The sequence below is a fragment of the Enterobacter wuhouensis genome, assembly GCF_004331265.1.
Lineage (GTDB): Bacteria > Pseudomonadota > Gammaproteobacteria > Enterobacterales > Enterobacteriaceae > Enterobacter > Enterobacter wuhouensis.
On the sequence record NZ_SJOO01000001.1, the window covers coordinates 472,478 to 496,150 of the forward strand.

Here is a 23,673-nt window from a genome sequence, read left to right on the forward strand (position 1 = left end):
TTACCGGGCCTAGGGTTCCCCCTGTAGGCCGGGTAAGGCGAAGCCGCCACCCGGCAATTCACAAGGAGTGACAATGTCACATTTAAACGAAGTTACCGCCCGTGTGGATGCCGCCATCGAAGAGAGCGTGATTACCCACATGAATGAACTGCTGATCGAATTAAGCGATGACGCTGAGCTGAGCCGTGAAGATCGCTACGCGCAGCAGCAGCGTCTGCGCACCGCGATCTCACATCACGGTAAGCAGCATAAAGACGAGATGGACGCGCGTCAGGAGCATCTGACGAAGGGTGGCACCATCCTTTAAAACTGCCGTCTGGCCACCAGCCATGCCCCCACCACCAGCATCGCTGCGCCGCACACCGGGCCGACCAGCGCGCGCAGTGGAATGCCGTTGCTTCTCAACACGTCCATTACCAGACCACCAATCAGCTGGCTTGCCACCAGCACGGCGATAGTCGTCGCCGCGCCGACATTCTGGTATCCGCTGATGCTGGCAAAGACAAAAAACGACCCCAGCAGCCCCGGGATTAACGTCCACCAGCGAACCGTAGAGGCCAGCTCGCTAAATCCGGCCCCCCCCTGTTTGAACCACAGGATGCTGACAAACAGCACAATGCCCACCAGCGAATTCAGCAGCATCGCGATAAGAATGGTGGAGGAGGTCTGGGTGATACGCACCATCAGGGTGTTTTGCACCACCAGGCCAATGCCCGCCGCCACCAGAAACGCCAAGGTCAAAGACTGATTCATTAAATCGCATCCGGATCGCTGCGCTCATCAAGCTGCAGCTGCATAAAGGTTAAGTCCAGCCAGCGTCCAAACTTCGTACCCACCTGCGGCATTTGCCCCGTGGTCACAAAGCCCAGCGTGTCGTGAAGATGAATGGAGGCATGATTTTGTGATTCGATCCCGGCTACCATCACGTGTTTACCTATCCTGCGCGCTTCGATAATCAGCGCATTCATCAACGTACGCCCAATCCCCTTGCCCTGGTGGTCCGGGTGGACATAAACCGAGTGCTCAACCGTGTGGCGAAATCCGTCAAAAGCGCGCCAGTCGCCGAAGGAGGCGTAACCGGTGACGATGCCGTCTTCGTCACTCACCAGTACCGGATAGCCTGCGAGCGCCCGCGCCTCAAACCATGCGATACGGTTATCGGTATCCACCGTCTTGTCGTTCCAGATAGCGGCAGTATGCACCACCGCGTGGTTGTAGATCTCACCGATAGCGGCGCAATCTTCTTTGCAGGCATGACGGACGATCATGATTTACCCTCTGAGTGTGTTGTTCACTATAGTATTACGCGATAGCTAAGATAGTACACAACCGTGATACCAAACCGCTACGGCATAAGCCATATCTTTTTGTTATGAAAACACCGTTGAATTGCCATCCATACACTATAGTATGACGTTATGAACACTATGACAGACACGATGAATCAACGGATTAGCGCCCGAATTCGCATTGAACGCGAGTCGCGAGGATGGTCCTTGAGCGAGCTTGCCGACCGGGCCGGCGTCTCGCGGGCAATGATCCACAAGATTGAACGCGGGGACAGCAGCCCTACGGCCACGCTGCTTGCCCGCCTGTCGGGTGCGTTTGGGATCAGCATGTCGACCCTTATTGCCAGAGCAGAGATGCAGGAAGGGAAGCTGCTGCGTCTCGCCAATCAGCCCGTCTGGCGCGATCCGCAGACCCACTATCTTCGCCGCCACGTTTCACCGCGCACCGATCTGCCGATAGATCTTGTTCAGATTGAGTTACCCGGCGGCAGCGATGTTCCCATGCCGGCATCATCCTATGCCCTGGCACGCCAGCTGATCTGGCTCCAGTCCGGCCGGCTTGTGTTTCTGGAAGGGGATACGCGGCACGAGATGGAGGCAGGAGATTGTCTCGAACTGGGGCCGCCAAATGACTGCCGATTTATCAATGAAACCGATCAATCCTGCGTTTATCTGGTCGTGCGGCTTAATCAGTCTGGCTCGTAATGGTAATGCACGATGCGGAATAATAAACCAGGCTTTAATGACATTTGCACAAGAAGGCGTTCCTTATGAATCAATCTGTTTCGCAAAATCGTCGCTGGGTACTGGCTTCACGTCCGCAGGGTGCACCGGTTGCGGATAACTTCCGCCTGGAAGAGCAGCCCATCCCCGTTCCCGCGTCGGGGCAGGTTCTGCTGCGTACGATATGGCTTTCGCTGGACCCCTACATGCGCGGGCGAATGAGCGATGCGCCATCCTATTCCCCGCCGGTGGAGATCGGCGCGGTCATGGTCGGGGGCACGGTCAGTCGCGTTGAGCAGTCAAACCATCCCGATTTCAGGCCCGGTGAATGGGTATTGAGCTACAGCGGCTGGCAGGAGTACGACCTCTCTGACGGCAGCGGGCTGGTGAAGCTTGGTGAAAACACCACTCATCCATCGTGGGCGCTGGGCATATTGGGCATGCCGGGCTTTACGGCCTATATGGGGCTGTTGGATATCGGGCAGCCGAAAGCGGGCGAAACGCTGGTCGTTGCTGCTGCAACAGGGCCAGTCGGCGCAACGGTCGGGCAAATCGGTAAGATCAAAGGTTGCCGGGTCATTGGGGTTGCCGGTGGGGCAGAAAAGTGCCGCCATGCCGTCGAGGTTCTGGGATTTGACCAGTGCATCGACCATAAGGCAGATGATTTTGCCGAGCAGCTGGCGAAAGCCTGCCCGAATGGCATTGATGTCTACTACGAAAACGTGGGCGGGAAGGTCTTTGATGCCGTACTGCCCCTGTTGAATACCTCGGCACGCGTTCCGGTCTGCGGGCTGGTGAGCGGCTATAACGCCACGGCGCTGCCTGACGGGCCCGATCGCCTGCCGCTGCTGATGGGCACGATCCTGAAAAAACGTATTCGTATGCAGGGATTTATCATCGGTCAGGATTACGGTCACCGCATCCAGGAGTTCCAGGAAGAGATGGGACGCTGGGTAACCGAGGGCAAAATCCACTATCGCGAACAGGTGACGGACGGGCTGGAAAACGCGCCGCAGGCGCTGATTGGCCTTCTGGAAGGGAAAAACTTCGGTAAAGTCGTGATTCGCGTCGCGGACGATAAAAAATAAAATCAACTATGGCGGGTATTCCCGCCATATTTATTTGAGAAAGTACGATATATTGTCTTTAATTAAATCGGCTTACACATAAACGCATCATCACAGATGAGCGATCCAGACAGAAAAGATTGTCGACGTTTCTTATTTTTTTTTGCGCATTCCCAATACCAGGCATGAAGATACAGGATATATCTAACCGGCATCGATGTTTTGCATCGACGCTGATAATAACGTTTTGTTTGGTTACAGGAATTGAACATGCTTGATTTGGATCATTTAGAGAAAGCGCAAAGAATCAGTCTCACCATGCAAGTTGAGTTAAGCCTTAAAGGAGCGTTAATTACCGGCTCCCTGAAGCCGGGGGCGAGACTCATCACCAAAGAAATTGCCGATAAATTAGGCACCAGCATTACGCCGGTGCGAGAAGCGCTGCTGCGGCTGGTTTCCGCCGGGGCGTTACATGCCACGCCGGCGCAGGCTTTTCTGGTGCCCGAGGTCACGCTGGATCGCTATAAAGAAATTAACGCCATCAGAAAGCAGCTTGAGCCGATGGCCGTTGCAGCCGCGTGCGCGCAGATGTCCGAAAGCAGGCTGGACGCGCTGCGCGAGCTGTCGGACAAATTCCACGAAGCGATGCAAAAAGGGAATGTTCAGCAGGCGCTTCACGCCAATCGTATTTTTCGTTTTACCCTCTATCAGTATGCAGAAATGCCTACCCTGAGCGCATTAATTGAGCAGCTGTGGGTTCGCATCGGCCCCTGCATCAACTATCTGCATGAAGAGCTGAAGGATGTCCCGGTGAAAACGTATCACTATGCTGAGTTGCTTTCCGCCCTTGAGCGAAAAGATGTTGAAGCGAGCCAGAAGGCGATTGACCGCCTGATTGATGAAGCGGATATTCTTTTACAGCGGCAATATTTTAGCTAAGAAATTATTTAACAGCGCGGCTAATGTGTAGTGATATTTATTTTGTGAATATTTCCTGATGGCATTACGCCATCAGGAACGTTATTTCATTTTTTTACGACGGAAAAGAACAGCCGTCGGTTAATTATTACTCAAAGCGATAAGACACTGACATCCCCACGCCATAGTTGCGGCCAGGGGCGGGTTCGTAATAACGCCCGTTGGACTCGTTCACGATCACCGAGCCAACATACTCCTTGTCAAACAGGTTATCGACGCGGCCAAAGACGTCCATTCCCCAGTTGCCGTAGCTGAATTTATACCCGGTATTCAGGCCCACCACCGTGTAAGACGGTGCTTTCGCCGTGTTTTCGTCGTCCGCCATGATATCGCTCATGTAGCGCACGTCGGTGCCGGCATACCAGCCTTCTTCCGGCTGCCAGCCAAACGATGCGTAGCCCATGTTGCGGGCAATGCCCGGCATACGGTTGCCGTTACAGTCTCCATCGCTGCACACGTTGGTACGATAGGTTGCATCCAGGTAGGTCCAGGCCATCTTCAGCTTCCAGCTTTCAGCGAACTGCTGATCGAGGGAAAGCTCAACGCCCTGACGGCGCGTTTTGCCGGCGTTTTTATAGCTGGTACGCCCGCCGGAGCTGGCGTCTGTTACGATCTCATCGTCGGTGTCGGTGCGGAACAGCGCCGCGGTGAACAGGCCATTGCCGACGCGCGTTTTGCTGCCGACTTCATAGGTATTGTTGGTGGACGGCTTAAGACCGATGTTTAGCCCGCCCTGATTGTCCGAACGGTAGGAGAGTTCATTGATGGTCGGCGTTTCAAACCCGCGTCCGGCCGCTGCGTACAGATTCCACGCGTCGGTCACCGCATATTTCACAGAACCCGCCGGGAGCCATTTGTGATAGCTCGCATCGCCGCTGTCGTCGCCGTTGCCCGGCGTTACGTAATGGTCGTTGGAATCAAACCACACGGAGCTGTAGCGCACCCCCGCGTCGACGGAGAGTTTTTCCGTTAGCTGCCAGCTGGTTTGCAGATACGGGTCAACGTTCCACATCAAATTACGTTCGTTGCGGCGTTTGTCACCTTTTACGCCGTATTCAGGCACGCCGTTGTTCATCACGAAGTTTTCATACCCGCGACGATCTTCGCTCAGGTTTTCGTAGTTCAGGCCGGTGGTGAAGGTCACCGGCACCAGCAGCTCGCCGCGATGCGTCCAGCGGGTATCAATGCCCTGATAATGGCGCTGCATGTCAATCACGCCGCCGGAGTGGGTTGGCTTCAGCTGCGGCTGATATGGAATTGACTGGTACTGCGTCATTTCGCGCTCGCCGGCGTACATCATCACGCTGAGATCGTCCTGCTCGCTGAGCTGGCGGTCATAGCGCAGTCCCGCCTGGGTCTGCTTGATGGTCTTACGGGTGTTGTACTGGTCGCCGCGCGGAGACTGGCGCGGGTTATTCCGCCACTCCTGATAGTCAAGGCCGCCCGGATCGTTGGCCTTCATATCCACGCTGTTAAAGATCAGCGTCAGCTTGCTGACGTCATCAATACGCACGCCGAGCTTGGCGTTAGCAAGGTTTTTACGCGCGCCGCTGTGGTCGCGGTAGCCCTTTGTGGTGAAGCTGGTAGTGGAGACCGTGTAATCCACGTCGCCCGCGTGCGTGCCGTCGCCCATCGCGCCGGTGGCTTTCATCCCGTAGCGCCAGGTGCCGTAGCTGCCGTAATAGCTGCTGGCCTCAATGGTCGGCGGCTGTTGCCCGGTCTGAGTGTTGATATTAATCACGCCGCCGGAGGCATTGCCGTAAAGGGCAGAGAAGGGCCCGCGCAGCACTTCAACGCTATCCACGCTGGTGAGATCGATGTTGGAGGTCTGGCCTTGACCGTCCGGCATGGTTGCCGGAATACCGTCCACGTACATGCGAATGCCGCGCACGCCAAAGGTTGAACGCGCACCGAAACCGCGCATGGAAAGCTGCAGATCCTGCGCATAGTTCTGACGATTCTGAATCTGCAGGCCCGGCACGCTGCCGAGGGATTCCGACAGGTTAATGCGCGGGGCGGCCTGACGCATATCGTCGCCGTTCACGACGCTGACCGCCGCAGGCGTATCCAGCTCGGAGACGGTCTGCGGCGAGGCGCTGACGATCATGGTCTGTTCTTCGGCACCCAGTGCAGCCAAAGGCGCTACGATAACGGGGACCAGCAGCAGCGGGAGAGTTGCCTTACGGGCATATATGATTTTCATGAATAAACCGGTTGTGGAATGAAAACGAACCAAATGGAACATGTGCGTGTATGTTAAAACTTTTGTAAATGTTTTGAAAACTATAACCGCACATTGCGTTAAGTAAAAACGCGCAGGGAAAGAAAAACTCCACATTCATCAGATTAATGATTACTATTCTCATTAAAACAGCGGCGACGCCATGACGTTGCCTGCCGGAAGCGATGTCAGCAGTACACCCCCTCTTGTAAAAAGGAATTGTTATGTCTTTACGTCATCTGTACTCGCCGCGCCTGCGTGGTTCTCTGCTCTTAGGCTCTTTACTCATTGCCGGTTCGTTCCAGGTTCATGCCGCCGAAGAGATGCTGCGCAAAGCGGTAGGAAAAGGCGCGTATGAAATGGCCGTGAGTCAGCAGGAGAACGCGCTGTGGGTCGCGACGTCGCAAAGCCGCAAAACGGATAAGGGCGGCATTGTCTATCGCCTCGATCCGGTTACGCTGGAAGTGACGCAGGCTATTCATAACGATCTTAAGCCGTTTGGCGCCACGATTGATCAAGCCACCCAGACCCTGTGGTTTGGGAACACCACCAACAGCGCGGTAACCGCTATCGATGCGAAAACCGGTGAGGTCAAAGGACGCCTGGTGCTGGATGAGCGCAAGCGTAGCGAAACGGTCAAGCCGCTGCAGCCGCGACAGCTGGTGGCGGATGACGCCACCAACACGGTGTACATCACCGGTATCGGCAAAGAGAGCGTGATCTGGGTGATTGATGGCGCAACGCTGAAGCTGAAAGACACGATCGCCAATACGGGCACATATGGCACCGGTCTGGCGCTGGACGCCCAGGCAAAACGTCTGTACACCACCAACGCCGACGGCGAACTGGTGACGATTGATACGGCAACCAACAAAATCCTGAGCCGCAAAAAACTGCAGGACGACGGGAAAGAACACTTCTACCTGAACCTGAGCCTGGATACCGCCGGTCAGCGTGCGTTTGTGACGGATTCAAAACAGCCTGAAGTGCTGGTGGTGAGCCTGAAGGATGGCAGCGTAATGGAGAAAATCGCTGCGCCTGAATCGCTGGCGGTTCTGTTTAACCCGGCGCGCAATGAGGCCTACGTGACGCATCGTGAAGCAGGGAAGGTGAGCGTGATTGATGCGAAAACCTACAAAGTGACGAAAACCTACGATACGCCGGTTTATCCGAACAGCCTGGCGCTGTCCGCAGACGGTAAAACCCTGTACGTGACGGTGAAACAGAAATCTACCCGTCAGCAGGAAGCCACTCAGCCTGACGACGTCATTCGTATCGCGCTGTAAGGCTTGAATTGCCCGGCGGCGCTGCGCCTGCCGGGCCTGGAAAACCATGAGATGTAGGCCGGGTAAGGCGAAGCCGCCACCCGGCTTTATTATTAACGCGAGGTTTCTTCAACCAGCGGGCCGTCATCGCGTTCATCGTCATGATGAACCGGCGCGGTGCTGTGAATTTCGTTAACGCGTTTACGCACGCCAAACCAGCCTGCAATGAGCAGCACGGCCAGCAGCGGAATGGTGGCAACGGTGTACGTGCCGTTCGGATAGTCGAACGCCATCAGCACCAGCACGCTAAAGAGGAACAGCAGGGTGAGCCACGAGGTCACCGGCGCGCCCGGTAGCTTGAATTTAACATCAGCCGCTTTACCTTCTTTAATCGCCTTACGCAGGCGCATCTGGCAAACCACGATAAAGGCCCAGGAGGCGATAATGCCCAGCGCGGCAACGTTCAGCACGATCTCAAATACCTGCGACGGAACAAGGTAGTTCAGGAACACGCCAAACACGTAGACCACCAGCGTCGCGAGGATACCCGCGTAAGGCACCTGCTGCTTGCTCATTTTAGACATGAACTTCGGCGCTGAGCCGCCCATCGACATGGAGCGCAGGATGCGGCCAGTGGAATACAGGCCCGAGTTCAGGCTGGAGAGCGCCGCGGTCAGCACCACGATATTCATGATGCTGCCCACGTAAGGTACGCCCAGCTTAGAGAAGAAGGTCACGAACGGGCTTTGGCCCGCCTGATAGGCGTTCCACGGCAGAAGCAGAACCAGCAGCACCACGGAACCCACATAGAACAGGCCGATACGCCAGATCACGCTGTTGATGGCTTTTGGCACCATGGTCTGCGGATCTTTACACTCCCCGGCAGCCGTACCCACCAGTTCGATAGAGGCAAAGGCAAACACCACCCCCTGAACCAGCACCAGCGCAGGCAGCAGCCCGTGCGGGAAGAAGCCGCCGTTATCGGTTATAAGGTGGAAGCCCGTGGCATTACCGTCCAGCGGCTTGCCGCTGCCGAGGAACACCGTACCCACCACGAGGAAAATCACGATGGCCAGCACTTTTACCAGCGCAAACCAGAACTCCATTTCGGCGAACCACTTCACGCCGATCATGTTCATGGTGCCAACGATCGCCAGCGCGCCGAGGGCAAATACCCACTGCGGCACATCGCCAAACGCGCCCCAGTAGTGCATGTACAGCGCAACGGCGGTGATGTCGACGATACCGGTCATTGCCCAGTTAACGAAGTACATCCAGCCCGCCACGTAGGCGGCTTTTTCACCGAGGAATTCACGGGCATAGGAGACAAAGCTGCCGCTGGACGGGCGATGCAGTACCAGCTCGCCTAACGCACGCAGAATAAAGAAAGAGAAAATTCCACACACCAGATAGACCAGTGCGAGCGCGGGGCCCGCCATCTGAAGACGTGCGCCAGCGCCTAAAAACAGACCTGTACCAATAGCGCCGCCGATGGCGATCATTTGAACCTGACGGTTGCCCATCGCCTTGTGGTAGCCCTCTTCGTGAGAGTTCAACCAGCGACGTTTCGCAGCATGATGATCGGCTGCGCTTTTATTGCTTGTTTTCATTGAGTTACCTGTTTGCCTGTCTGAACCATTAACGTGATAGTCCTGCCTGGCAGCGAGCGAACCAAACGATTGCTTCTGCCCCGGCACATGCCGCCTTTCCAGTCATTCTGTGTATGGATAAGGTGAAACATGGCGTGGCATCCTACCCGCAATTCATAAGTGACGCAAAATATAACCGTGACGAAAGTGATGCTCGTCGAAGGAAATCGTGTGGTCAGAGCAGACGGGGATCGCAACGCGCTGAATCGTGGTGATATTTTAGACAAAACTGTCAATGAGATGCTGCTCTAATCATCAGGTTCGCTTAACAATTGCAGGCTGTAATTGATGAATTGAATTCATAACGATAAGCGGAACTGCACTGTAGTGCTCATAAAAAATTATGCCTAAAGTAAAGGCATCATAAACAGAGGCATGAGGTGAATGATGCAGAAGCGACAACTAGGGCAGCAGGGTTTAACGGTATCCGCGCTGGGATTCGGATGCATGGGGCTAAGTTTTGGCTATGGCCCGGCAACCGAAAGGCAGCAGGCTATCGCGCTTATCCGTGCCGCCGTCGAACAGGGTGTGACGCTTTTTGATACCGCTGAAATCTATGGCCCGTATCTGAATGAGGACGTTGTGGGCGAGGCGCTCGCGCCGTTTCGCGATAAGGTGGTGATTGCCACCAAGTTTGGCTTCGATTGCGACAGGCCGGGTCAGGTGCTCAACAGTCGTCCGAAACATATTCGTTCATCCGTCGAAGGTTCGTTAAAACGGCTGAAAACCGACTGTATCGACCTCTATTATCAGCACCGTGTCGACCCGGATGTTCCCGTGGAGGATGTTGCAGGTACCATCGCCGATCTTATTACTGAGGGTAAAGTGAAGCATTTTGGCCTCTCAGAAGCGGGGCCTGAAACTATCCGTCGCGCGCACGCCGTCTGCCCGGTGGCAGCCTTGCAGAGTGAATATTCGTTATGGTGGCGACAGCCTGAACAGGAGATCCTGCCTTTGCTGGCTGAGCTGAATATCGGGTTTGTACCTTTCAGCCCGCTGGGCAAGGGCTTTTTGACCGGCGCCATTGATGCCAGTACGACCTTCGACAGCAGTGATTTTCGCAACATTGTGCCGCGCTTTAGCGAAGAATCACGGATGGCGAATCAGCATCTGATAGACGTGGTGAAAGAACTGGCCGCCGGGCAGGGCGTCACGCCCGCACAAATTGCGCTGGCCTGGCTATTGTCCAAAGCGCCGTGGATTGTGCCTATCCCGGGAACCACTAAACTGCATCGGCTGGAGGAGAATCTGGGCGCAGCAAACGTGACGTTGTCACCCGAAGCGATCGGCAACATCAACCGCGCGTTGACGCAAATTGATGTCGTTGGCGACCGCTATCCGCAGCATCTTCAGGCGCGTGTCGGAAAATAGACTACCCATTACGCAGCGCCTCAACCAGTAGGGCAAAGGCCGTGGTGTGCTGGCGGCGGCTTGGGTAGTACAGGTGATAGCCGTCAAACGCCGGGCACCATGCCTCCAGCACCCGGATTAAACGTCCCTGCGCGATAGCCTCCGCGACGGTGTCTTCCGGCACGTAGGCCAGCCCCAGCCCGTTCTCGGCGGCGTCAATGCGCTGCGGCAGACTGTTAAGCGTGAGCTGCCCCTCAACCCGCACGCGGATCTCGCGCCCGTCGCGTTCAAACTCCCAGGCGTACAGCCCCCCGCGCGTGGGCAGGCGCATATTGATGCAGCGGTGCGCGGCCAGCTGCTCGGGCGTTTCCGGCACGCCGTGGTGCTCAAGATAGTTAGCCGAACCCACAACGGCCATGCGCATATCCGGTGCGATCCGCACGGCTATCATATCCTTCGCCACCTGTTCCCCCAGGCGAACCCCTGCGTCGAATCGACCATCCACGATATCCGTCAGGCCATTATCTACCGTTACCTCAACGTGAATGTCGGGATACTTCATCATAAAGGGTTTCAGTACCGGCCACAGGACGGCGCTCATCGCATGTTCCCCGGCGGTGATGCGGATATTCCCGGCGGGTTTGTCGCGGGTGTCGCGCAGCGCGGCCAGCTCCTGCTCAATCTCCACCAGATGCGGGCTTAAGCGCATGAAGAGCCGTTCCCCGGCCTCGGTAGGGGCAACGCTGCGGGTTGTGCGGGTCAGCAGGCGAACGTCCAGACGCGCTTCAAGGTTTCGCATCGCGTGGCTTAACGCCGATTGCGAAACGCCCAGCTGCGCTGCCGCGCGGGTGAAGCTGCGCTCGCGGGCGACAACCATAAAAGAGAGTAAATCGTTAAAATTGTCTTTAAGCATCGCGGCTTACCTCATTTATGAATTGTGCTCATGGTTCCTTTCTGATTATGCAGTCTAATGCTCACGGCACCTTTGCGCTACTGTTAGCGCAACAGCCAACGAGGAGAAAAGTATGAAAATTATTCGTAGCGGTTCATTACCTTCCGTTCAGGGGCCAGAAGCCTGGTTCACCGGCACCGTGCGCATTGATGCGCCGTTCCAGGCGACGGAGCCGGCAAAAGTAGGCGGGGCCACGGTGACCTTCGAGCCGGGCGCGCGTACTGCCTGGCACACCCATCCGCTTGGGCAAACGCTGATCGTCACCCAGGGGCGCGGCTGGCTGCAGGAGTGGGGCAAAGAGGCGGAGCCGCTGAACCAGGGCGACATCGCGTGGATCCCGCCGGGCGTCAAGCACTGGCACGGCGCGTGTGCGCAAACGGCGATGACCCATATTGCCATCGCCGAAGCGGTAAACGGCAGTCCGGTTGAGTGGCTGGAGAAAGTCACCGACGCGCAGTATCAAAACGAATAGCCGTTTAGCGTTTCGATAACAAAACGAAAACGTTATGATGCGATCCGTTTTCTTCAGCATGGCCAGGCGGAACGGTGAAAATCAATATTATCGGTACCAGCGGGAGCGGAAAAAGCACGCTTGCCCGACGCATCGCGGCGGAGCTGGCGCTTCCCTACATTGAGATGGACCGGCTGTACTGGCGGCCCGACTGGCAGGGAACGCCCGATGAGGAACTGCTTGTAACGCTGGCGAATACGCTGGACGCCACGCCCGGCTGGGTGCTCGACGGCAACTACAACCGCACGCGCCTCGTGAAGTGGCGCGATGTGGATCGCGTGATATGGGTGGACTGCGGGTTTGCCCGTACGCTCTGGCAGGCGGTCACGCGTGCGTTCAAGCGTGCATGGCGCCAGCAGGAGCTGTGGCCCGGCACGGGAAATCGCGAAAGCTTTCGTCGCTCCTTTTTCAGCCGGGAGTCAATCATTATCTGGACGATCAAAACCTGGCGCAGTAATCGCGAGCGTTATGAAGCCGATATGCAAAACCCGCAGTATGCCCACATTCATTTTGTCCGCATTACCTCCCGGCAGCAGGCCGACGCGCTGATTTCATCGCTAAAATCACACCGTTAGCAGGGTTATGCATTTCTGATTTCCGGGAAACCAAATGTAAATTAATTGTTTCTCAGTGGTGAAATTCGCCTTTAATAATGACGACATGTTAAGTCAAACGAGAACGCAACATGTCCTGGCGAATCAGCATTCTTGATAAAAGCCCTGTCGCAGAAAATGAAACGGCCGCCGATGCGCTGGCGCGCACCCTGAGCCTGGCGCAGCAGGCGGAAACACTGGGCTATCATCGCTTCTGGATTGCCGAACACCACAACACCCCGCAGCTTGCCAGCCCCTCACCGGAACTGCTGATTGCCTGGATACTCGGGCAGACGAAGCGCATCCGCGTAGGATCGGGCGGCGTCATGCTGCAGCATTACAGCCCTTACAAAGTTGCTGAAAACTTCAACGTGCTGGCCGCACTGGCGCCGGGCCGCGTGGATCTGGGCGTCGGAAAAGCCCCTGGCGGCCTGCCGCTCTCAACCCGCGCGCTGCAGCACGGCCTGAACCCGCAGGAAAAGGGCAGCTTTGCCGAGCAGCTCACGCAGCTGGACGGCTGGATCCGACCTGAAAATCAAACCGCTGAAGAGGCCGTGCGCGCCACGCCGCTGCCGCCGGTACCGGCGCAGGGATTCCTGCTGGGTGCCAGCACGGAAAGCGCGCTGCTCGCGGCGTCGCTGGACTGGAACTTCGTTTTTGCGGCACACCTGAACGGCGATCCGGAGCTTCTGCGCGAGGTGGTCACCACCTGGCGTCAGAACAGCGTTCGCGATGTGATCGTGGCGGTGCAGGCGATTATCGCGCCGACGCAGGCCGAGGCTGATGCCCTGGCGCAAAAGGTCGAGGTGTGGGGCGTGGAGCTGGCAAACGGCCAGCGCGTCACTGTCGCCAGCGAAGAGCAGGCCTATGCCTTTGCGCGTCAGGCGGGCTGCGAACCGATTCGCATCGCGCGCCGCGCGCAGTCCCTGCTGGCGGGCACCGCGGAGTCGGTGCTTGAGCAGCTCAACGCGCTCCATCAGCAGTGGGGTATAGACGAATTTATCATCGACACGCCGGTTGCGGAGGGGGCAACGCGCGTCGCGTCGCTGCGCCTGCTCGCCGAGGCGCGTCTTAACAGGGAGGTCACCGCATGAGCTTTGGCGAACAGCTGATTGCCTGGCGGCGTGAGCTGCATCAGAACCCCGAGCTGTCGGGTCAGGAAGTCGAAACCACTGCGCGCCTGCGCCAGTGGCTGACGAATGCCGGCATCACGCCACAACCTTACGACCTGTCGACCGGACTGGTGGCGGAAATTGGGACCGGCAGCAGGCTGATTGCGCTGCGCGCGGATATCGATGCCCTGCCGATTGAGGAGCGCAGCGGCGTGCCGTTTAGCTCACAGCGGCAGGGCGTGATGCACGCCTGCGGGCACGATATCCACACCAGCGTGATCCTCGGCGCGGCGCTCAAGCTAAAAGAGCGTGAGGCCTCGCTGAACGGACGGGTACGCATTCTGTTTCAGCCAGCCGAAGAGAACTTTGGCGGTGCGAAAAGCATGGTGCGGGCCGGCGCGCTACGCGACGTTAGCGCCATATTCGGTATGCATAACGAGCCGGGGCTGCCAGTGGGCGAGTTCGCCACGCGCGGTGGCCCGTTCTACGCCAACGTTGACCGCTTCGTGATCCGCATTACCGGCAAGGGCGCCCACGCCGCGCGTCCACACGAAGGGAATGATGCCATCGTGCTGGCAAGCCAGCTGGTCACGGCGCTGCAAAGCGTTGCCAGCCGCAACGTCAACACGCTGGATTCGGTGGTGCTCAGCGTCACGCGCATCGCTGGGGGAAATACCTGGAACGTGCTGCCAGAGAGCGTCGAGCTTGAAGGCACGCTGCGCACCCATCGCACGGAGGTGCAGCAGAACGTGAAGGCCCGCGTCGGTGAAATCGCCGCCGGATTTGCCAGCGCCTTTAGCGCTCAGATCGACATCACCTGGTACGCCGGACCGACCGCGCTGGTCAACGACGAACGCTGGGCCGACTTCGCCAGCTCCGTCGCCAGAGAAGCCGGATACGAAACCCGGCACGCCGAGCTGCACATGGGCGGGGAAGATTTCGCCGTTTATCTGCAGCAGATCCCCGGGGCGTTTGTCAGCATCGGTAGCGCCAGCCCGTATGGTTTACATCATCCGGCATTTAATCCAGATGAAGCACTGATTGAGCCCGCTGCCCGCTATTTTGCACAGCTTGCGGAAAAAGCCCTGCAACACGTTTAATTCATAAGAGGTGAATATGTCTGCAACCCGACAGCTGCGGCTGGGGACCATTTTGCATGGTGCATCCGGAAATATGTCCGCCTGGCGTCATCCAGCGGCGACCGCGGATGCCAGTATTAATTTTACTTTCGTCAAAGAGACGGCGCTAAAAGCGGAAGAGGGCAAGCTCGATTTTTTATTCGTTGCCGACGGTCTCTATATCAACGAGAAATCGATCCCGCATTTTTTAAACCGTTTCGAACCCTTAACCGTGCTGTCCGCGCTGGCAAGTATCACCTCGCGCCTGGGGCTGGTCGGCACGCTATCGACCTCCTACAGCGAGCCGTTCACCACGGCGCGCCAGTTCGCCAGCCTCGATCACCTGAGCAACGGACGCGCGGGCTGGAACGTGGTGACCTCTCCGCTGGAGGGGTCGGCGAAGAACTTTTCTCGTGAAAAGCACCCGGATCACGCGCTGCGCTACCGGATTGCCGACGAGTATCTTGACGTGGTGAAGGGGCTTTGGGACTCCTGGGAAGGCGATGCCTTTTTGCGCAATAAGGAGAGCGGGCAATTCTTTGACCCGGCGAAACTGCATACCCTGGATCATCACGGTGATTTCTTTCAGGTCGCCGGACCGCTGAATATTGGCCGCACGCCGCAGGGTCGTCCGATTGTCTTTCAGGCGGGCGCGTCGGATGACGGGAAAAAGCTGGCGGCGAAACATGCGGATGCCATCTTTACCCATCACGAAACCTTCGATGAAGCCAGAGCGTTTTATCAGGATGTAAAACAGCAGCTGGAAGCAAACGGCCGCCGCGCGTCAGACTTACATATTTTCCAGGGCGTCAGCGTCATCGTCGGTAACGATGCCGACGATGTGGAAAACCAGTACCAAACCACCGCGGCGCTGGTGTCGATTAAGGATGCCCTGAACTATCTCGGGCGTTACTTCGAGCATCATGACTTCAGCCAGTACCCGCTCGACGAGCCGTTCCCGGATATCGGCGACTTAGGTAAAAACAGCTTCCGCAGCACCACCGATGAAATCAAGCGCAATGCCGCCGAGCGAGGCTTAACCCTGCGTCAGGTGGCGCTGGAAGCCGCATCGCCGCGCCCGCGCTTTTCCGGCACGCCGGAGGAGGTGGCTGACGGGCTGCAGGCCTGGTTTGAAGGCTTCGCGGCGGACGGCTTCATCATACAGGGCGGCACGCCGGACACCTTCCCGCGCTTTGTTGAGCAGGTGGTGCCCGTTCTCCAGGCCCGCGGCCTGTTCCGCACCGAGTATCCTGGGACTACTCTGCGCGAGAGCCTGGGCCTGGACGAACCCAGAAACCAGTACACACAACAATAAAAGAGAACACCGCTATGCAGAAAACATCGCTTATTCTGGCGCTCGCGCTGGCCTTTACCCCTGCCGTCTGGGCAGAGAATGTGAATATTAACGGTACCGGCGTGAGCATCGAGGCCAATAAAACGCCGGTCAACACCGCCAAAAACAGTGACGCGGTGGCGCAGCTGCCGAAAGACTATCGTTTTGCCGTGCCGGGGAAATTTACCGTGGCGGTGGCGGGGCTGAACCAGCCGCCGCTGACGGTGTTTTCCGATGACAACAAAACGCTGCTGGGAAGTGAAGTTGACGTTGCCCGCCTGGTGGCGGACAGCCTCGGGCTTGAATTGAACGTGGTGCCAACATCGTGGGAAGACTGGCCGCTGGGCGTGGCGTCCGGGAAGTACGATGCGGCCATCAGCAACATCACCGTCACCAAAGAGCGTAAAGAGAAGTTCGACTTCGCGACCTATCGCAAGGATTCCCTTGGCTTCTACGTGAAGTCGACCAGCCCGATCAAGAAGCTTGAGAAAGCGGAAGACATCGCCGGGCTGCGCATTATCGTGGGCTCCGGGACCAATCAGGAAGCCATCCTGCTGGCGTGGAATGCGGAAAACCTGAAGAAGGGGCTGAAACCCTTTACGCCGGTCTACACCAAAGACGACGCGGCCCAAACGCTGGCGCTCCAGTCCGGACGCGCGGACGCCTACTTCGGCCCGAACGTGATTGGGGCATGGAAAGCGGCGCTGAACGGGAAAACCAAACTGGTCGGCAGCGTCGACGGCGGCTGGCCGAAGGCGGCGCACATTGCGGTGACGCTGAAAAAAGGCAGCGGGCTGGTTGAGCCGGTGCAAACCGCGCTGAACGGCGTGATTAAAAACGGTGACTACGACAAAGTGCTCAACCGCTGGGGGGAAGGCGTCGAGCGCATCCCGAATTCAGAAGTAAACCCGGCAGGCCTGGGCGACTAAGGAGGCGCTATGCGCGAACAATTTCGTGACGTTTCGCCGGAAGATGCCGAACTTCAGCCCATTATCGACGGGCTGTTCGGTGAGTACGCCGCGCGCTACGGGGACTACTTTTCCAAAGATGCGGAAGTAGAGCTCACCGAATGGTATCTGGCGCCGCAGGGGCTGTTTATCGTCCTGGAGCGCGACGGAAAAATTATCGCCACCGGCGCGTACAAACCCTTCGACGATCGCACCGCGGAAATCAAACGCATCTGGACGGACAAAACGCTGCGCCAGCAGGGGCTCGCGGGCCGTGTGGTGCAGGAGCTGGAGCGCAGGGCGGTGCTGGCGGGCTACAGCCAGATCTACCTCACCACGGGGTTCCGACAGCCGGAAGCGGTGCGGCTCTATCTCAGCCAGGGGTATCAGGCGCAGTTCGATCTCAACCGCGATCCGGAAGAGTACAGCCAGCCGCCCTTTGACGGTCGGCTGCGCTTCACAAAAACGCTGGTGCGCGAAGCGTACAGTAAAACCGCATGAGGAACGACGATGAGCAACGTTGAAACCATTAAGGTGGTCCCGGCACGCTACCCGCTTCGCGCCGCCGGGGCCGTGGCTGCCCTGTTTGTGCTGGCGGTCGTGATCCAGTCCGTCGCGTTTAACCCGCGATGGGAGTGGGCGGTGTTTGCCCGCTGGTTCTTTGACCCGGTGATCCTGGAGGGCGTAGGGCAAACCCTGCTGCTGACGCTGATCGGTACCGCGCTGAGCGTGGTGATTGGCGGGTTGCTGGCGCTGGCGAGGCTCTCCTCGTCCTGGCTGCTGAGCAGCCTGGCGTGGGGCTACATCTGGCTGTTTCGCTCGCTGCCGCTGATCGTGGTGCTGATCATCCTCTACAACTTCTCGTACCTGTACGACACGCTCTCCCTGGGCGTGCCGTTTACCGGCATCACCTGGGGCAGCTTCGACACCATCAACGTGCTGGGGCAGTTCTCTACCGCCGTGGTGGGGCTGACGCTGGTGCAGAGCGCCTATACCGCCGAGATCATCCGCGGGGGCTTCCTCGGGGTGGATCACGGCCAGTATGAAGCGGCCGCCGCGCTGGGCCTGCCGGCCTGGCGCCGCACGCTGCGCATCATTCTGCCTCAGGCGCTGCGCACGATTTTGCCATCCGGCTTCAATGAGATCATCAGCCTCGCGAAGGGGACGGCGATGGTGTACGTCCTGGCGATGCCGGAGCTGTTCTACACCATCCAGATGATCTACAACCGCACCCAGGAGGTGATCCCGCTGCTGATGGTCGGCGCCGTCTGGTATCTGGTGATTACTACCGTGTTGTCCGCGATTCAGCACGTTGTAGAGCGCGGACTCGCCCGCAGCGAACGCCGATCTGCCGTTAACCAGAGCCGGGCCACCAGCCGCGCCCGCTCCGTGACCACCACGCAAACGCAGGAGCCCGTCCATGCAAGCCTCTCCTGAAGGACATATTTCCATTACCGGCGTCAGCAAGTTTTTTGGCCGCCACAAGGCGCTCGATAACGTCTCGCTGGAAATACCGCCCGGCTCCGTGACGGTGATCCTCGGCCCGTCCGGTTCCGGCAAATCAACCCTGCTGCGCACCATTAACCACCTGGAGCGCGTCGACGAAGGGTTTATTCAGATCGACGGGGACTACATTGGCTATCGACGCCAGGGCGACAGGCTCTACGAGCTGAAGGAGAAGGAGATCCTCAGGCAGCGCGTCAACGTGGGCTACGTGTTCCAGAACTTCAATCTCTTCCCGCACCTGACGGTGCTGGAAAACCTGATTGAGGCACCCATAGCGCACAAGAAGTTCAGTAAAAAAGAGGCGGTTGAAAACGCCTACGGCCTGCTGGACGTGGTCGGGCTGCGGGATAAAGCCGATGCCTGGTCACGGCATCTTTCCGGCGGCCAACAGCAGCGGATCGCCATTGCCCGCGCGCTGGCGCTGCGCCCCCGCGTGATGCTGTTTGATGAACCCACCTCGGCGCTCGACCCCGAGCTGGTCGGCGAAGTGCTGGACGTGATCAAAAAGCTCGCCCGTTCCGGCACCACGCTGGTGGTGGTCACCCATGAGATCGGCTTTGCCCGCGAGGTGGCGGATCAGGTGGTGTTTATGGTCGACGGAAAAATCGTTGAGCAGGGGAGCAGCGACGAGGTCTTGAACCGCCCGTCGCACCCGCGAACGCGACAGTTCCTCTCTAAAGTGCTGTAAGGAGCGCAGATGAAATATGGACTTCTGGCAGGGCTAATCTTCACCACCGCAAGCCACGCCGGCATTGATGTGAAGGCCAATGAACAGCCGCTGCCGGTCACGCGCGATCCTCAGGCGGTGGAGAAGATCCCCGCAAATTACAAATTCGTTGAGCCGGGTACGCTGACGGTCGCTGTTTCGGCCCTCAACTCTCCGCCGCTGGCGCTGCTGGCCAGCGATAACCGTACGCGCATCGGCAGCGATCCGGATATCGCGCGCCTGCTGGCGGGCAGCCTGGGGCTGAAGCTAAAGCTGGTGCCGACGGCATGGGAAGACTGGCCGCTGGGGATTGCCTCCGGCCGCTATGACGTGGCGCTGGTGAACATTGCGGTGACCGAACAGCGCAAAGAGAAGTTTGATTTTGCCACCTACCGCGTCGATTCCCTGGCCTTCTCGGTGAAGTCCACCAGCGATGTTCAGTCGATCAAAAGCGCGGAGGATCTGGCGGGTAAAAAGGTGATTGTTGGCTCCGGCACCAATCAGGAACGTATTCTGCTGGGCTGGAACGAGGAGAACAAAAAGGCGGGGCGTGAACCCGCGCTGCCGGTCTATCTGACCGACGATGCTTCCGGGAATTTGTACATTCAGTCCGGCAGGGCGGACGTGTTCTTTGGGCCGCAGTCGGTGTCGGCCTATAAGGCGGCGCTGACCGGCAAAACGCGCGTGGTGGGGCTAGGCCCGAAAAAAGCCTATGTCGCAACGACCACCAAAAAAGGCAACGAGCTTGTCTATGCGCTGCAGGCCGCGCTGAACGGTGCGATTGCGCGCGGGGAGTACCAGAAGGTGCTGGCGCGCTGGGGCGAGCAGGGCGAAGCGGTGGCGCAGTCGGAGGTTAACCCGCCTGGGATAACCTACTAAAGGTGCTCTATACCCAAAATAATTCGAGTTGCAGGAAGGCGGCAAGGGAACGAATCCCCGGGAGCGTACATAAGTACGTGACTGGGGTGAGTGAGTGCAGCCAACGCACCTGCAACTTGAAGTATGACGGGTATACACTTAGGGTTTTCATCCTGGAGGGGGCTTCATGATAAAACTCTATGGCGTACCCGGCTGGGGATCGGCAATCAGTGAGGTGATGCTGACCCTGGCAGACATTCCTTATCAATTTATCGACGTGGACGGGTTCGACCAGCCCGGCCCGCAGCGCGAGCTGCTGCAAAAGCTCAATCCGCTGTGTCAGGTGCCGACGCTGGCACTGGAAAATGGCGCGATCGTCACCGAAACGGCGGCGATTGCCCTGATGGTGTTGGACAGATGTCCCGACCTCGCTCCACCCGTCGGCCAGGCCGAACGTCAGCAGTTTCAGCGTTTGCTCATCTGGTTTGTCGCAAACGTCTATCCCACCTTTACCTATGCCGACTATCCGGAACGCTGGGTGCCGGATGCGCCAGAACAGCTAAAGAAAAACTGCATCGAGTACCGTAAATCACTCTACCTGTGGTTTGACAGCCAGCTGAAAGCCTCACCCTTTGCGTTTGGTGAACGGCTAACCCTGCTGGATGTGTATATTGCGGTCGCACGTACCTGGGGACCACGACACGAGTGGTTCGCTGCAAACACGCCCAATATCACGTCGATCGCAGATTCGGTCTGCGCGCTGCCGGAACTGCACAAGGTGTTAAAGGCAAACGAGATTATCTGATAACGTGGAACGCTCACTCACAACAGGAAGCCTGCACATGCCACACGTTGATATCAAATGTTTTCCCCGCGATCTGAATGACGAACAAAAAACCGCCCTGGCGGCGGATATCGCCGAGGTGATTACGCGCCATCTGAACAGCAAGGACCGCTCTATCTCCGTTGCGCTGAATGAAGTTCAGGAAGCCGACTGGAAAGCGCAGGTATGGGACACCGAGATCGGCCCTAAGCTGGATGAGCTGATCAAGAAGCCGGGTTATTCGATGTAATATTTGCCGGGTAGGGCAAAGCCGTCTGTCGGAGCAGGCGGCGTTTTGGTATCTCTGTGAATTATCTCACTATCTGGAAAAGTGAGCGCAATGCTAGAATCTTTACATCCACAGCGACGGGATGTAAACATGGCCGGAAGAGTTGATTATCATATTGAAAAATATCTCCTGACGGAATCCGCGGAGCCCGAGCGCCTCACGCGCCAGTGGGCTGAAGTGCTGGAAGAATGTCGTGAGCAAGGGTCCGGTGCAGAAGATCGCCTGCGCCTCGCGTTGCTGAATGTGGACTATGTGACCAGCTTTGAACTTCCCTTCAGGCTGCTGCTCACCCGCGCACCTCAGCTTATTGACGGCGTCAGGAACGAGCTGCAGCTCAGCCAGAAAAATGTTCTGTTTAACGGCAAAAGGTTCGGCTGCGTTTACAGCCTGAAAATGAATCTTGAGGGGATCCCCGACGAATTTAGCTATCACCTTAAGACGCGCATTCATCGAAGCGAAGCGAATGGCGGGAGTGAAGCCCCGTATCGTGACATCGCCCGGCAGGTGAAAGCCCCCAGGGAACGTCTCAGGCTGGCACTCGAAAACGGGCTTACCGTGACGGCGCTCGACGGGCTTTTCTGGTTTGGCATTCAGCGCATCGCGGCCGATGTGCAGAGGTTAAGAAAAGCAGGCGTGAGGATTGTGACGTCAGAAACCGAGGTGTTCGATACGCTTACGGGAACAAACCGGCGGGTCCCCGCGTATAGCCTGGCTCAGCCGGAATGAGTATCGCTCGCAGAGCCGTAGGCCGCCTCAGAGACGGTGAAAAATGGCGGCGAGCTTTTTGACTGCGTCTTCTATTTCCTTTTCCGTGTAGGCGGCAAACCCCATCAAAAACCCTGTTGAATCCGGGCTTCCCGTATATAAATCGGTAAGCCCCAATATATCAACCCCCGCGCGGCGGGCAGCGGCGGCAATCGCTTTCTCAGATATTCCGCGCTTCAGGTGACAGGGCATTTGCATTCCCCCCGCTGGCGATTCACAGGTGACGTAATCAGAAAGATATGCCTCCATCATGCCTGCCAGCATGTCACGACGAGCAACATAAATTCCCCGCATCTTACGAACATAGGCGCTGAAATGGCCTCCTTCCAAAAATTTAGCCAGCGTCAATTGGGCTATCGAAGCGGTGTGCCCATCCAGTAATGTTCTTGCCAGGGTAAAGGGCTCTGCAAGTTCGGAGGGAACGATCGCATAGGCAATACGCAGCCCGGGAAACAGGGACTTGGTGAACGTGCCGATATAGATTGTCCGGCCGTAGGCGTCCAGCCCCTGAAGGCTGGCCATGGGCTTCCCGTCGTAGTGAAATTCACTGTCATAATCATCCTCAATGATCCAGGCCGCGTGACGGTTCGCCCATTCAACAACAGCCAGCCTCCGGTCAAGAGAGAGCGTTACGCCAGTAGGATACTGGTGAGAAGGGGTCAGGTAGATAGCCCTGGCGGGCTCTGTCAGCGAATTGAGGCCGTCAATGGAAATACCGTTGTCATCAAGCGGAACCGGGATACAGCGCAGACCGGCAGCGCGAAACGCCTTGTGTGCACCTTGATAGGAAGGATCTTCAATGACAATGCCGTCCCCGCCGTCCATCAGCACCTGGGAACAGAGCGCAAGCGCCTGTTGAGAGCTTGTCAGAACGATAACCTGTTCGGGCCGCGCTCGGGTCCCGCGCTCAAGATTGACGTATTCCGCAATTGCCTGCCGCAAATGCGGAATACCCTGCGGCGGGCTTTGTTCTAACGCCTGATGTTTAAACTCCTTCATGACCTGTCGCTGGAGCCGCTCCCAGAGCGGGATGGGAAACAGGCGGGTCTCAGGAATGCCGGGCGCAAGGGGGCGAGGGGAGGAAAACTCGCGGACCCCGCCGCTTTCATAAACGACCCTTCCCCGAGCGCTGAGCTTTGCTTTTCGTATCTCAGCGGTGGGCTGCCGCCGTCGGGGTTGGGGTTTTAAAAACCGTGCGCTTGAAGAGACGAAGCTTCCTCTGCCCGTTTGTCTCTCAATAAAACCTTCGGCATGCAGGCTGGAGTAGGCCGCTTCAACGGTATCCCGGGAAACGCAGAGAGACGCCGCCAGGGCACGTGATGCAGGCAGGGCCTTACCGTGAGATAAGATCCCTTCCAGTATCAATGTCCGTATTGCTCTCTGGATCCTTTCATGTAGCGGTAGCGATCCGTTAGCGGGGTCGATGATCCATGCCTTAACCGTTTCAAGCTGCGCGTGCTTAAACATCAATTTTTCCACTCTTGCTCTGACCGTCTTCATTCTAAAGCAATACCGCGTTCAGGAGCATGAGAATTGGTCTGCTTAATTCACGAAAATTGGCAGGGAAAAACCTGCCATTTAGCGAATACACTTTTGCATAAGCGAATAATGAATGGAC

The 23,673-nt window shown here is 57.6% G+C and carries 23 protein-coding genes and 1 pseudogene; 18 read left to right on the plus strand and 6 right to left on the minus strand.

What is annotated here, in order from left to right:
- Positions 1-73: 73 nt before the first annotated feature.
- A complete protein-coding gene (locus E0L20_RS02415; protein WP_131632515.1) occupies positions 74-307 on the plus strand; it encodes a YdcY family protein in 234 nt (77 codons plus the stop codon).
- Here E0L20_RS02415 and E0L20_RS02420 read toward each other — a convergent pair.
- Together E0L20_RS02420 and E0L20_RS02425 are read right to left on the minus strand one after the other, a co-directional pair.
- Positions 304-753, minus strand: a complete 450-nt coding sequence (locus tag E0L20_RS02420; RefSeq protein ID WP_131632516.1) for a DMT family transporter — start codon at positions 751-753, stop codon at positions 304-306. The two genes, E0L20_RS02415 and E0L20_RS02420, sit on opposite strands and share 4 nt — an antisense overlap.
- Complete coding sequence (locus tag E0L20_RS02425; RefSeq protein ID WP_131632517.1) at positions 753-1,268, minus strand: GNAT family N-acetyltransferase; 516 nt, start codon at positions 1,266-1,268, stop codon at positions 753-755. The genes E0L20_RS02420 and E0L20_RS02425 overlap by 1 nt, the downstream gene beginning before the upstream one ends.
- Positions 1,269-1,418: 150 nt before the next feature.
- Between E0L20_RS02425 and E0L20_RS02430 the strand changes: the two genes are divergently transcribed.
- From E0L20_RS02430 to E0L20_RS02440, 3 genes are all read left to right on the plus strand, one after another.
- Entirely contained in the window at positions 1,419-1,994 is a 576-nt protein-coding gene (locus E0L20_RS02430; protein ID WP_131632518.1) for a helix-turn-helix domain-containing protein, read from the plus strand.
- 65 nt (positions 1,995-2,059) lie between these two features.
- On the plus strand, positions 2,060-3,100 hold the full coding sequence (locus E0L20_RS02435; protein WP_131632519.1) for an NADP-dependent oxidoreductase: 1,041 nt from the start codon (positions 2,060-2,062) through the stop codon (positions 3,098-3,100).
- Positions 3,101-3,349: 249 nt separating this feature from the next.
- Positions 3,350-4,018, plus strand: a complete 669-nt coding sequence (locus E0L20_RS02440) for a GntR family transcriptional regulator (protein ID WP_131632520.1) — start codon at positions 3,350-3,352, stop codon at positions 4,016-4,018.
- 127 nt (positions 4,019-4,145) lie between these two features.
- On the opposite strand, the gene pqqU is transcribed toward E0L20_RS02440, so the two are convergent.
- Complete coding sequence (gene pqqU / locus E0L20_RS02445; protein WP_131632521.1) at positions 4,146-6,260, minus strand: TonB-dependent receptor PqqU; 2,115 nt, start codon at positions 6,258-6,260, stop codon at positions 4,146-4,148.
- A gap of 242 nt (positions 6,261-6,502) precedes the next feature.
- On the opposite strand from pqqU, the gene yncE reads away from it, so the two are divergent.
- Entirely contained in the window at positions 6,503-7,564 is a 1,062-nt protein-coding gene (gene yncE, locus E0L20_RS02450; RefSeq protein ID WP_131632522.1) for a 7-bladed beta-propeller protein YncE, read from the plus strand.
- 92 nt (positions 7,565-7,656) lie between these two features.
- Here yncE and ansP read toward each other — a convergent pair whose 3' ends face one another.
- Positions 7,657-9,153, minus strand: coding sequence for an L-asparagine permease (gene ansP / locus E0L20_RS02455; RefSeq protein ID WP_131632523.1), 1,497 nt, complete (start codon positions 9,151-9,153; stop codon positions 7,657-7,659).
- A 426-nt stretch (positions 9,154-9,579) separates the two neighbouring features.
- Here ansP and E0L20_RS02460 point away from each other — a divergent pair, with 426 nt between their 5' ends.
- Positions 9,580-10,563: an aldo/keto reductase gene (locus tag E0L20_RS02460; RefSeq protein WP_131632524.1), complete on the plus strand. Its 984-nt coding sequence runs from the start codon at positions 9,580-9,582 to the stop codon at positions 10,561-10,563.
- A 1-nt stretch (position 10,564) separates the two neighbouring features.
- Here E0L20_RS02460 and E0L20_RS02465 read toward each other — a convergent pair whose 3' ends face one another.
- A complete protein-coding gene (locus tag E0L20_RS02465; protein WP_131632525.1) occupies positions 10,565-11,455 on the minus strand; it encodes a LysR family transcriptional regulator in 891 nt (296 codons plus the stop codon).
- A gap of 112 nt (positions 11,456-11,567) precedes the next feature.
- Here E0L20_RS02465 and E0L20_RS02470 point away from each other — a divergent pair, with 112 nt between their 5' ends.
- From E0L20_RS02470 to E0L20_RS02530, 12 genes and pseudogenes are all read left to right on the plus strand, one after another.
- The gene (locus E0L20_RS02470; protein ID WP_131632526.1) at positions 11,568-11,966 is read left to right on the plus strand and encodes a (R)-mandelonitrile lyase; all 399 of its coding nucleotides are present in this window, start codon (positions 11,568-11,570) and stop codon (positions 11,964-11,966) included.
- Positions 11,967-12,040: 74 nt separating this feature from the next.
- The gene (locus E0L20_RS02475; RefSeq protein WP_131632527.1) at positions 12,041-12,580 is read left to right on the plus strand and encodes a P-loop NTPase family protein; all 540 of its coding nucleotides are present in this window, start codon (positions 12,041-12,043) and stop codon (positions 12,578-12,580) included.
- 110 nt (positions 12,581-12,690) lie between these two features.
- Positions 12,691-13,692 carry an LLM class flavin-dependent oxidoreductase gene (locus E0L20_RS02480; RefSeq protein ID WP_131632528.1) on the plus strand — a complete coding sequence of 334 codons (1,002 nt, stop codon included), beginning with the start codon at positions 12,691-12,693 and terminating at the stop codon, positions 13,690-13,692.
- Complete coding sequence (locus tag E0L20_RS02485) at positions 13,689-14,810, plus strand: amidohydrolase (RefSeq protein ID WP_131632529.1); 1,122 nt, start codon at positions 13,689-13,691, stop codon at positions 14,808-14,810. Before E0L20_RS02480 ends, E0L20_RS02485 begins: the two co-directional genes overlap by 4 nt.
- A gap of 16 nt (positions 14,811-14,826) precedes the next feature.
- Positions 14,827-17,090: pseudogene (locus tag E0L20_RS23980) on the plus strand (NtaA/DmoA family FMN-dependent monooxygenase).
- A 9-nt stretch (positions 17,091-17,099) separates the two neighbouring features.
- Positions 17,100-17,609 carry a GNAT family N-acetyltransferase gene (locus E0L20_RS02500; protein WP_131632532.1) on the plus strand — a complete coding sequence of 170 codons (510 nt, stop codon included), beginning with the start codon at positions 17,100-17,102 and terminating at the stop codon, positions 17,607-17,609.
- Between the two features lie 9 nt (positions 17,610-17,618).
- On the plus strand, positions 17,619-18,545 hold the full coding sequence (locus E0L20_RS02505; protein ID WP_131632533.1) for an amino acid ABC transporter permease: 927 nt from the start codon (positions 17,619-17,621) through the stop codon (positions 18,543-18,545).
- Positions 18,529-19,302, plus strand: a complete 774-nt coding sequence (locus E0L20_RS02510) for an amino acid ABC transporter ATP-binding protein (RefSeq protein WP_131632534.1) — start codon at positions 18,529-18,531, stop codon at positions 19,300-19,302. The genes E0L20_RS02505 and E0L20_RS02510 overlap by 17 nt, the downstream gene beginning before the upstream one ends.
- Before the next feature lie 9 nt (positions 19,303-19,311).
- A complete protein-coding gene (locus E0L20_RS02515; RefSeq protein ID WP_131632535.1) occupies positions 19,312-20,199 on the plus strand; it encodes an ABC transporter substrate-binding protein in 888 nt (295 codons plus the stop codon).
- Positions 20,200-20,365: 166 nt separating this feature from the next.
- Positions 20,366-20,983 carry a glutathione S-transferase family protein gene (locus E0L20_RS02520; protein ID WP_131632536.1) on the plus strand — a complete coding sequence of 206 codons (618 nt, stop codon included), beginning with the start codon at positions 20,366-20,368 and terminating at the stop codon, positions 20,981-20,983.
- A 37-nt stretch (positions 20,984-21,020) separates the two neighbouring features.
- Positions 21,021-21,251 (plus strand): tautomerase PptA, encoded by a 231-nt coding sequence (gene pptA, locus E0L20_RS02525; protein WP_039028695.1) that lies wholly within the window; start codon positions 21,021-21,023, stop codon positions 21,249-21,251.
- Positions 21,252-21,380: 129 nt separating this feature from the next.
- Positions 21,381-22,016 carry an ECs1377 family protein gene (locus E0L20_RS02530; RefSeq protein WP_131632537.1) on the plus strand — a complete coding sequence of 212 codons (636 nt, stop codon included), beginning with the start codon at positions 21,381-21,383 and terminating at the stop codon, positions 22,014-22,016.
- Between the two features lie 27 nt (positions 22,017-22,043).
- On the opposite strand, the gene pdxR is transcribed toward E0L20_RS02530, so the two are convergent.
- On the minus strand, positions 22,044-23,522 hold the full coding sequence (pdxR, locus tag E0L20_RS02535) for a MocR-like pyridoxine biosynthesis transcription factor PdxR (protein ID WP_131632538.1): 1,479 nt from the start codon (positions 23,520-23,522) through the stop codon (positions 22,044-22,046).
- Positions 23,523-23,673 lie beyond the last annotated feature (151 nt).

Coding starts and splice junctions, on each gene's coding strand:
- E0L20_RS02415 (WP_131632515.1), top strand. CDS start 74: ATGTCACATTTAAACGAAGTTACCGCCCGTGTGGATGCCGCCATCGAA.
- E0L20_RS02420 (WP_131632516.1), bottom strand. CDS start 753: ATGAATCAGTCTTTGACCTTGGCGTTTCTGGTGGCGGCGGGCATTGGC.
- E0L20_RS02425 (WP_131632517.1), bottom strand. CDS start 1,268: ATGATCGTCCGTCATGCCTGCAAAGAAGATTGCGCCGCTATCGGTGAG.
- E0L20_RS02430 (WP_131632518.1), top strand. CDS start 1,419: ATGAACACTATGACAGACACGATGAATCAACGGATTAGCGCCCGAATT.
- E0L20_RS02435 (WP_131632519.1), top strand. CDS start 2,060: ATGAATCAATCTGTTTCGCAAAATCGTCGCTGGGTACTGGCTTCACGT.
- E0L20_RS02440 (WP_131632520.1), top strand. CDS start 3,350: ATGCTTGATTTGGATCATTTAGAGAAAGCGCAAAGAATCAGTCTCACC.
- pqqU (WP_131632521.1), bottom strand. CDS start 6,260: ATGAAAATCATATATGCCCGTAAGGCAACTCTCCCGCTGCTGCTGGTC.
- yncE (WP_131632522.1), top strand. CDS start 6,503: ATGTCTTTACGTCATCTGTACTCGCCGCGCCTGCGTGGTTCTCTGCTC.
- ansP (WP_131632523.1), bottom strand. CDS start 9,153: ATGAAAACAAGCAATAAAAGCGCAGCCGATCATCATGCTGCGAAACGT.
- E0L20_RS02460 (WP_131632524.1), top strand. CDS start 9,580: ATGCAGAAGCGACAACTAGGGCAGCAGGGTTTAACGGTATCCGCGCTG.
- E0L20_RS02465 (WP_131632525.1), bottom strand. CDS start 11,455: ATGCTTAAAGACAATTTTAACGATTTACTCTCTTTTATGGTTGTCGCC.
- E0L20_RS02470 (WP_131632526.1), top strand. CDS start 11,568: ATGAAAATTATTCGTAGCGGTTCATTACCTTCCGTTCAGGGGCCAGAA.
- E0L20_RS02480 (WP_131632528.1), top strand. CDS start 12,691: ATGTCCTGGCGAATCAGCATTCTTGATAAAAGCCCTGTCGCAGAAAAT.
- E0L20_RS02485 (WP_131632529.1), top strand. CDS start 13,689: ATGAGCTTTGGCGAACAGCTGATTGCCTGGCGGCGTGAGCTGCATCAG.
- E0L20_RS02500 (WP_131632532.1), top strand. CDS start 17,100: ATGCGCGAACAATTTCGTGACGTTTCGCCGGAAGATGCCGAACTTCAG.
- E0L20_RS02505 (WP_131632533.1), top strand. CDS start 17,619: ATGAGCAACGTTGAAACCATTAAGGTGGTCCCGGCACGCTACCCGCTT.
- E0L20_RS02510 (WP_131632534.1), top strand. CDS start 18,529: ATGCAAGCCTCTCCTGAAGGACATATTTCCATTACCGGCGTCAGCAAG.
- E0L20_RS02515 (WP_131632535.1), top strand. CDS start 19,312: ATGAAATATGGACTTCTGGCAGGGCTAATCTTCACCACCGCAAGCCAC.
- E0L20_RS02520 (WP_131632536.1), top strand. CDS start 20,366: ATGATAAAACTCTATGGCGTACCCGGCTGGGGATCGGCAATCAGTGAG.
- pptA (WP_039028695.1), top strand. CDS start 21,021: ATGCCACACGTTGATATCAAATGTTTTCCCCGCGATCTGAATGACGAA.
- E0L20_RS02530 (WP_131632537.1), top strand. CDS start 21,381: ATGGCCGGAAGAGTTGATTATCATATTGAAAAATATCTCCTGACGGAA.
- pdxR (WP_131632538.1), bottom strand. CDS start 23,522: ATGTTTAAGCACGCGCAGCTTGAAACGGTTAAGGCATGGATCATCGAC.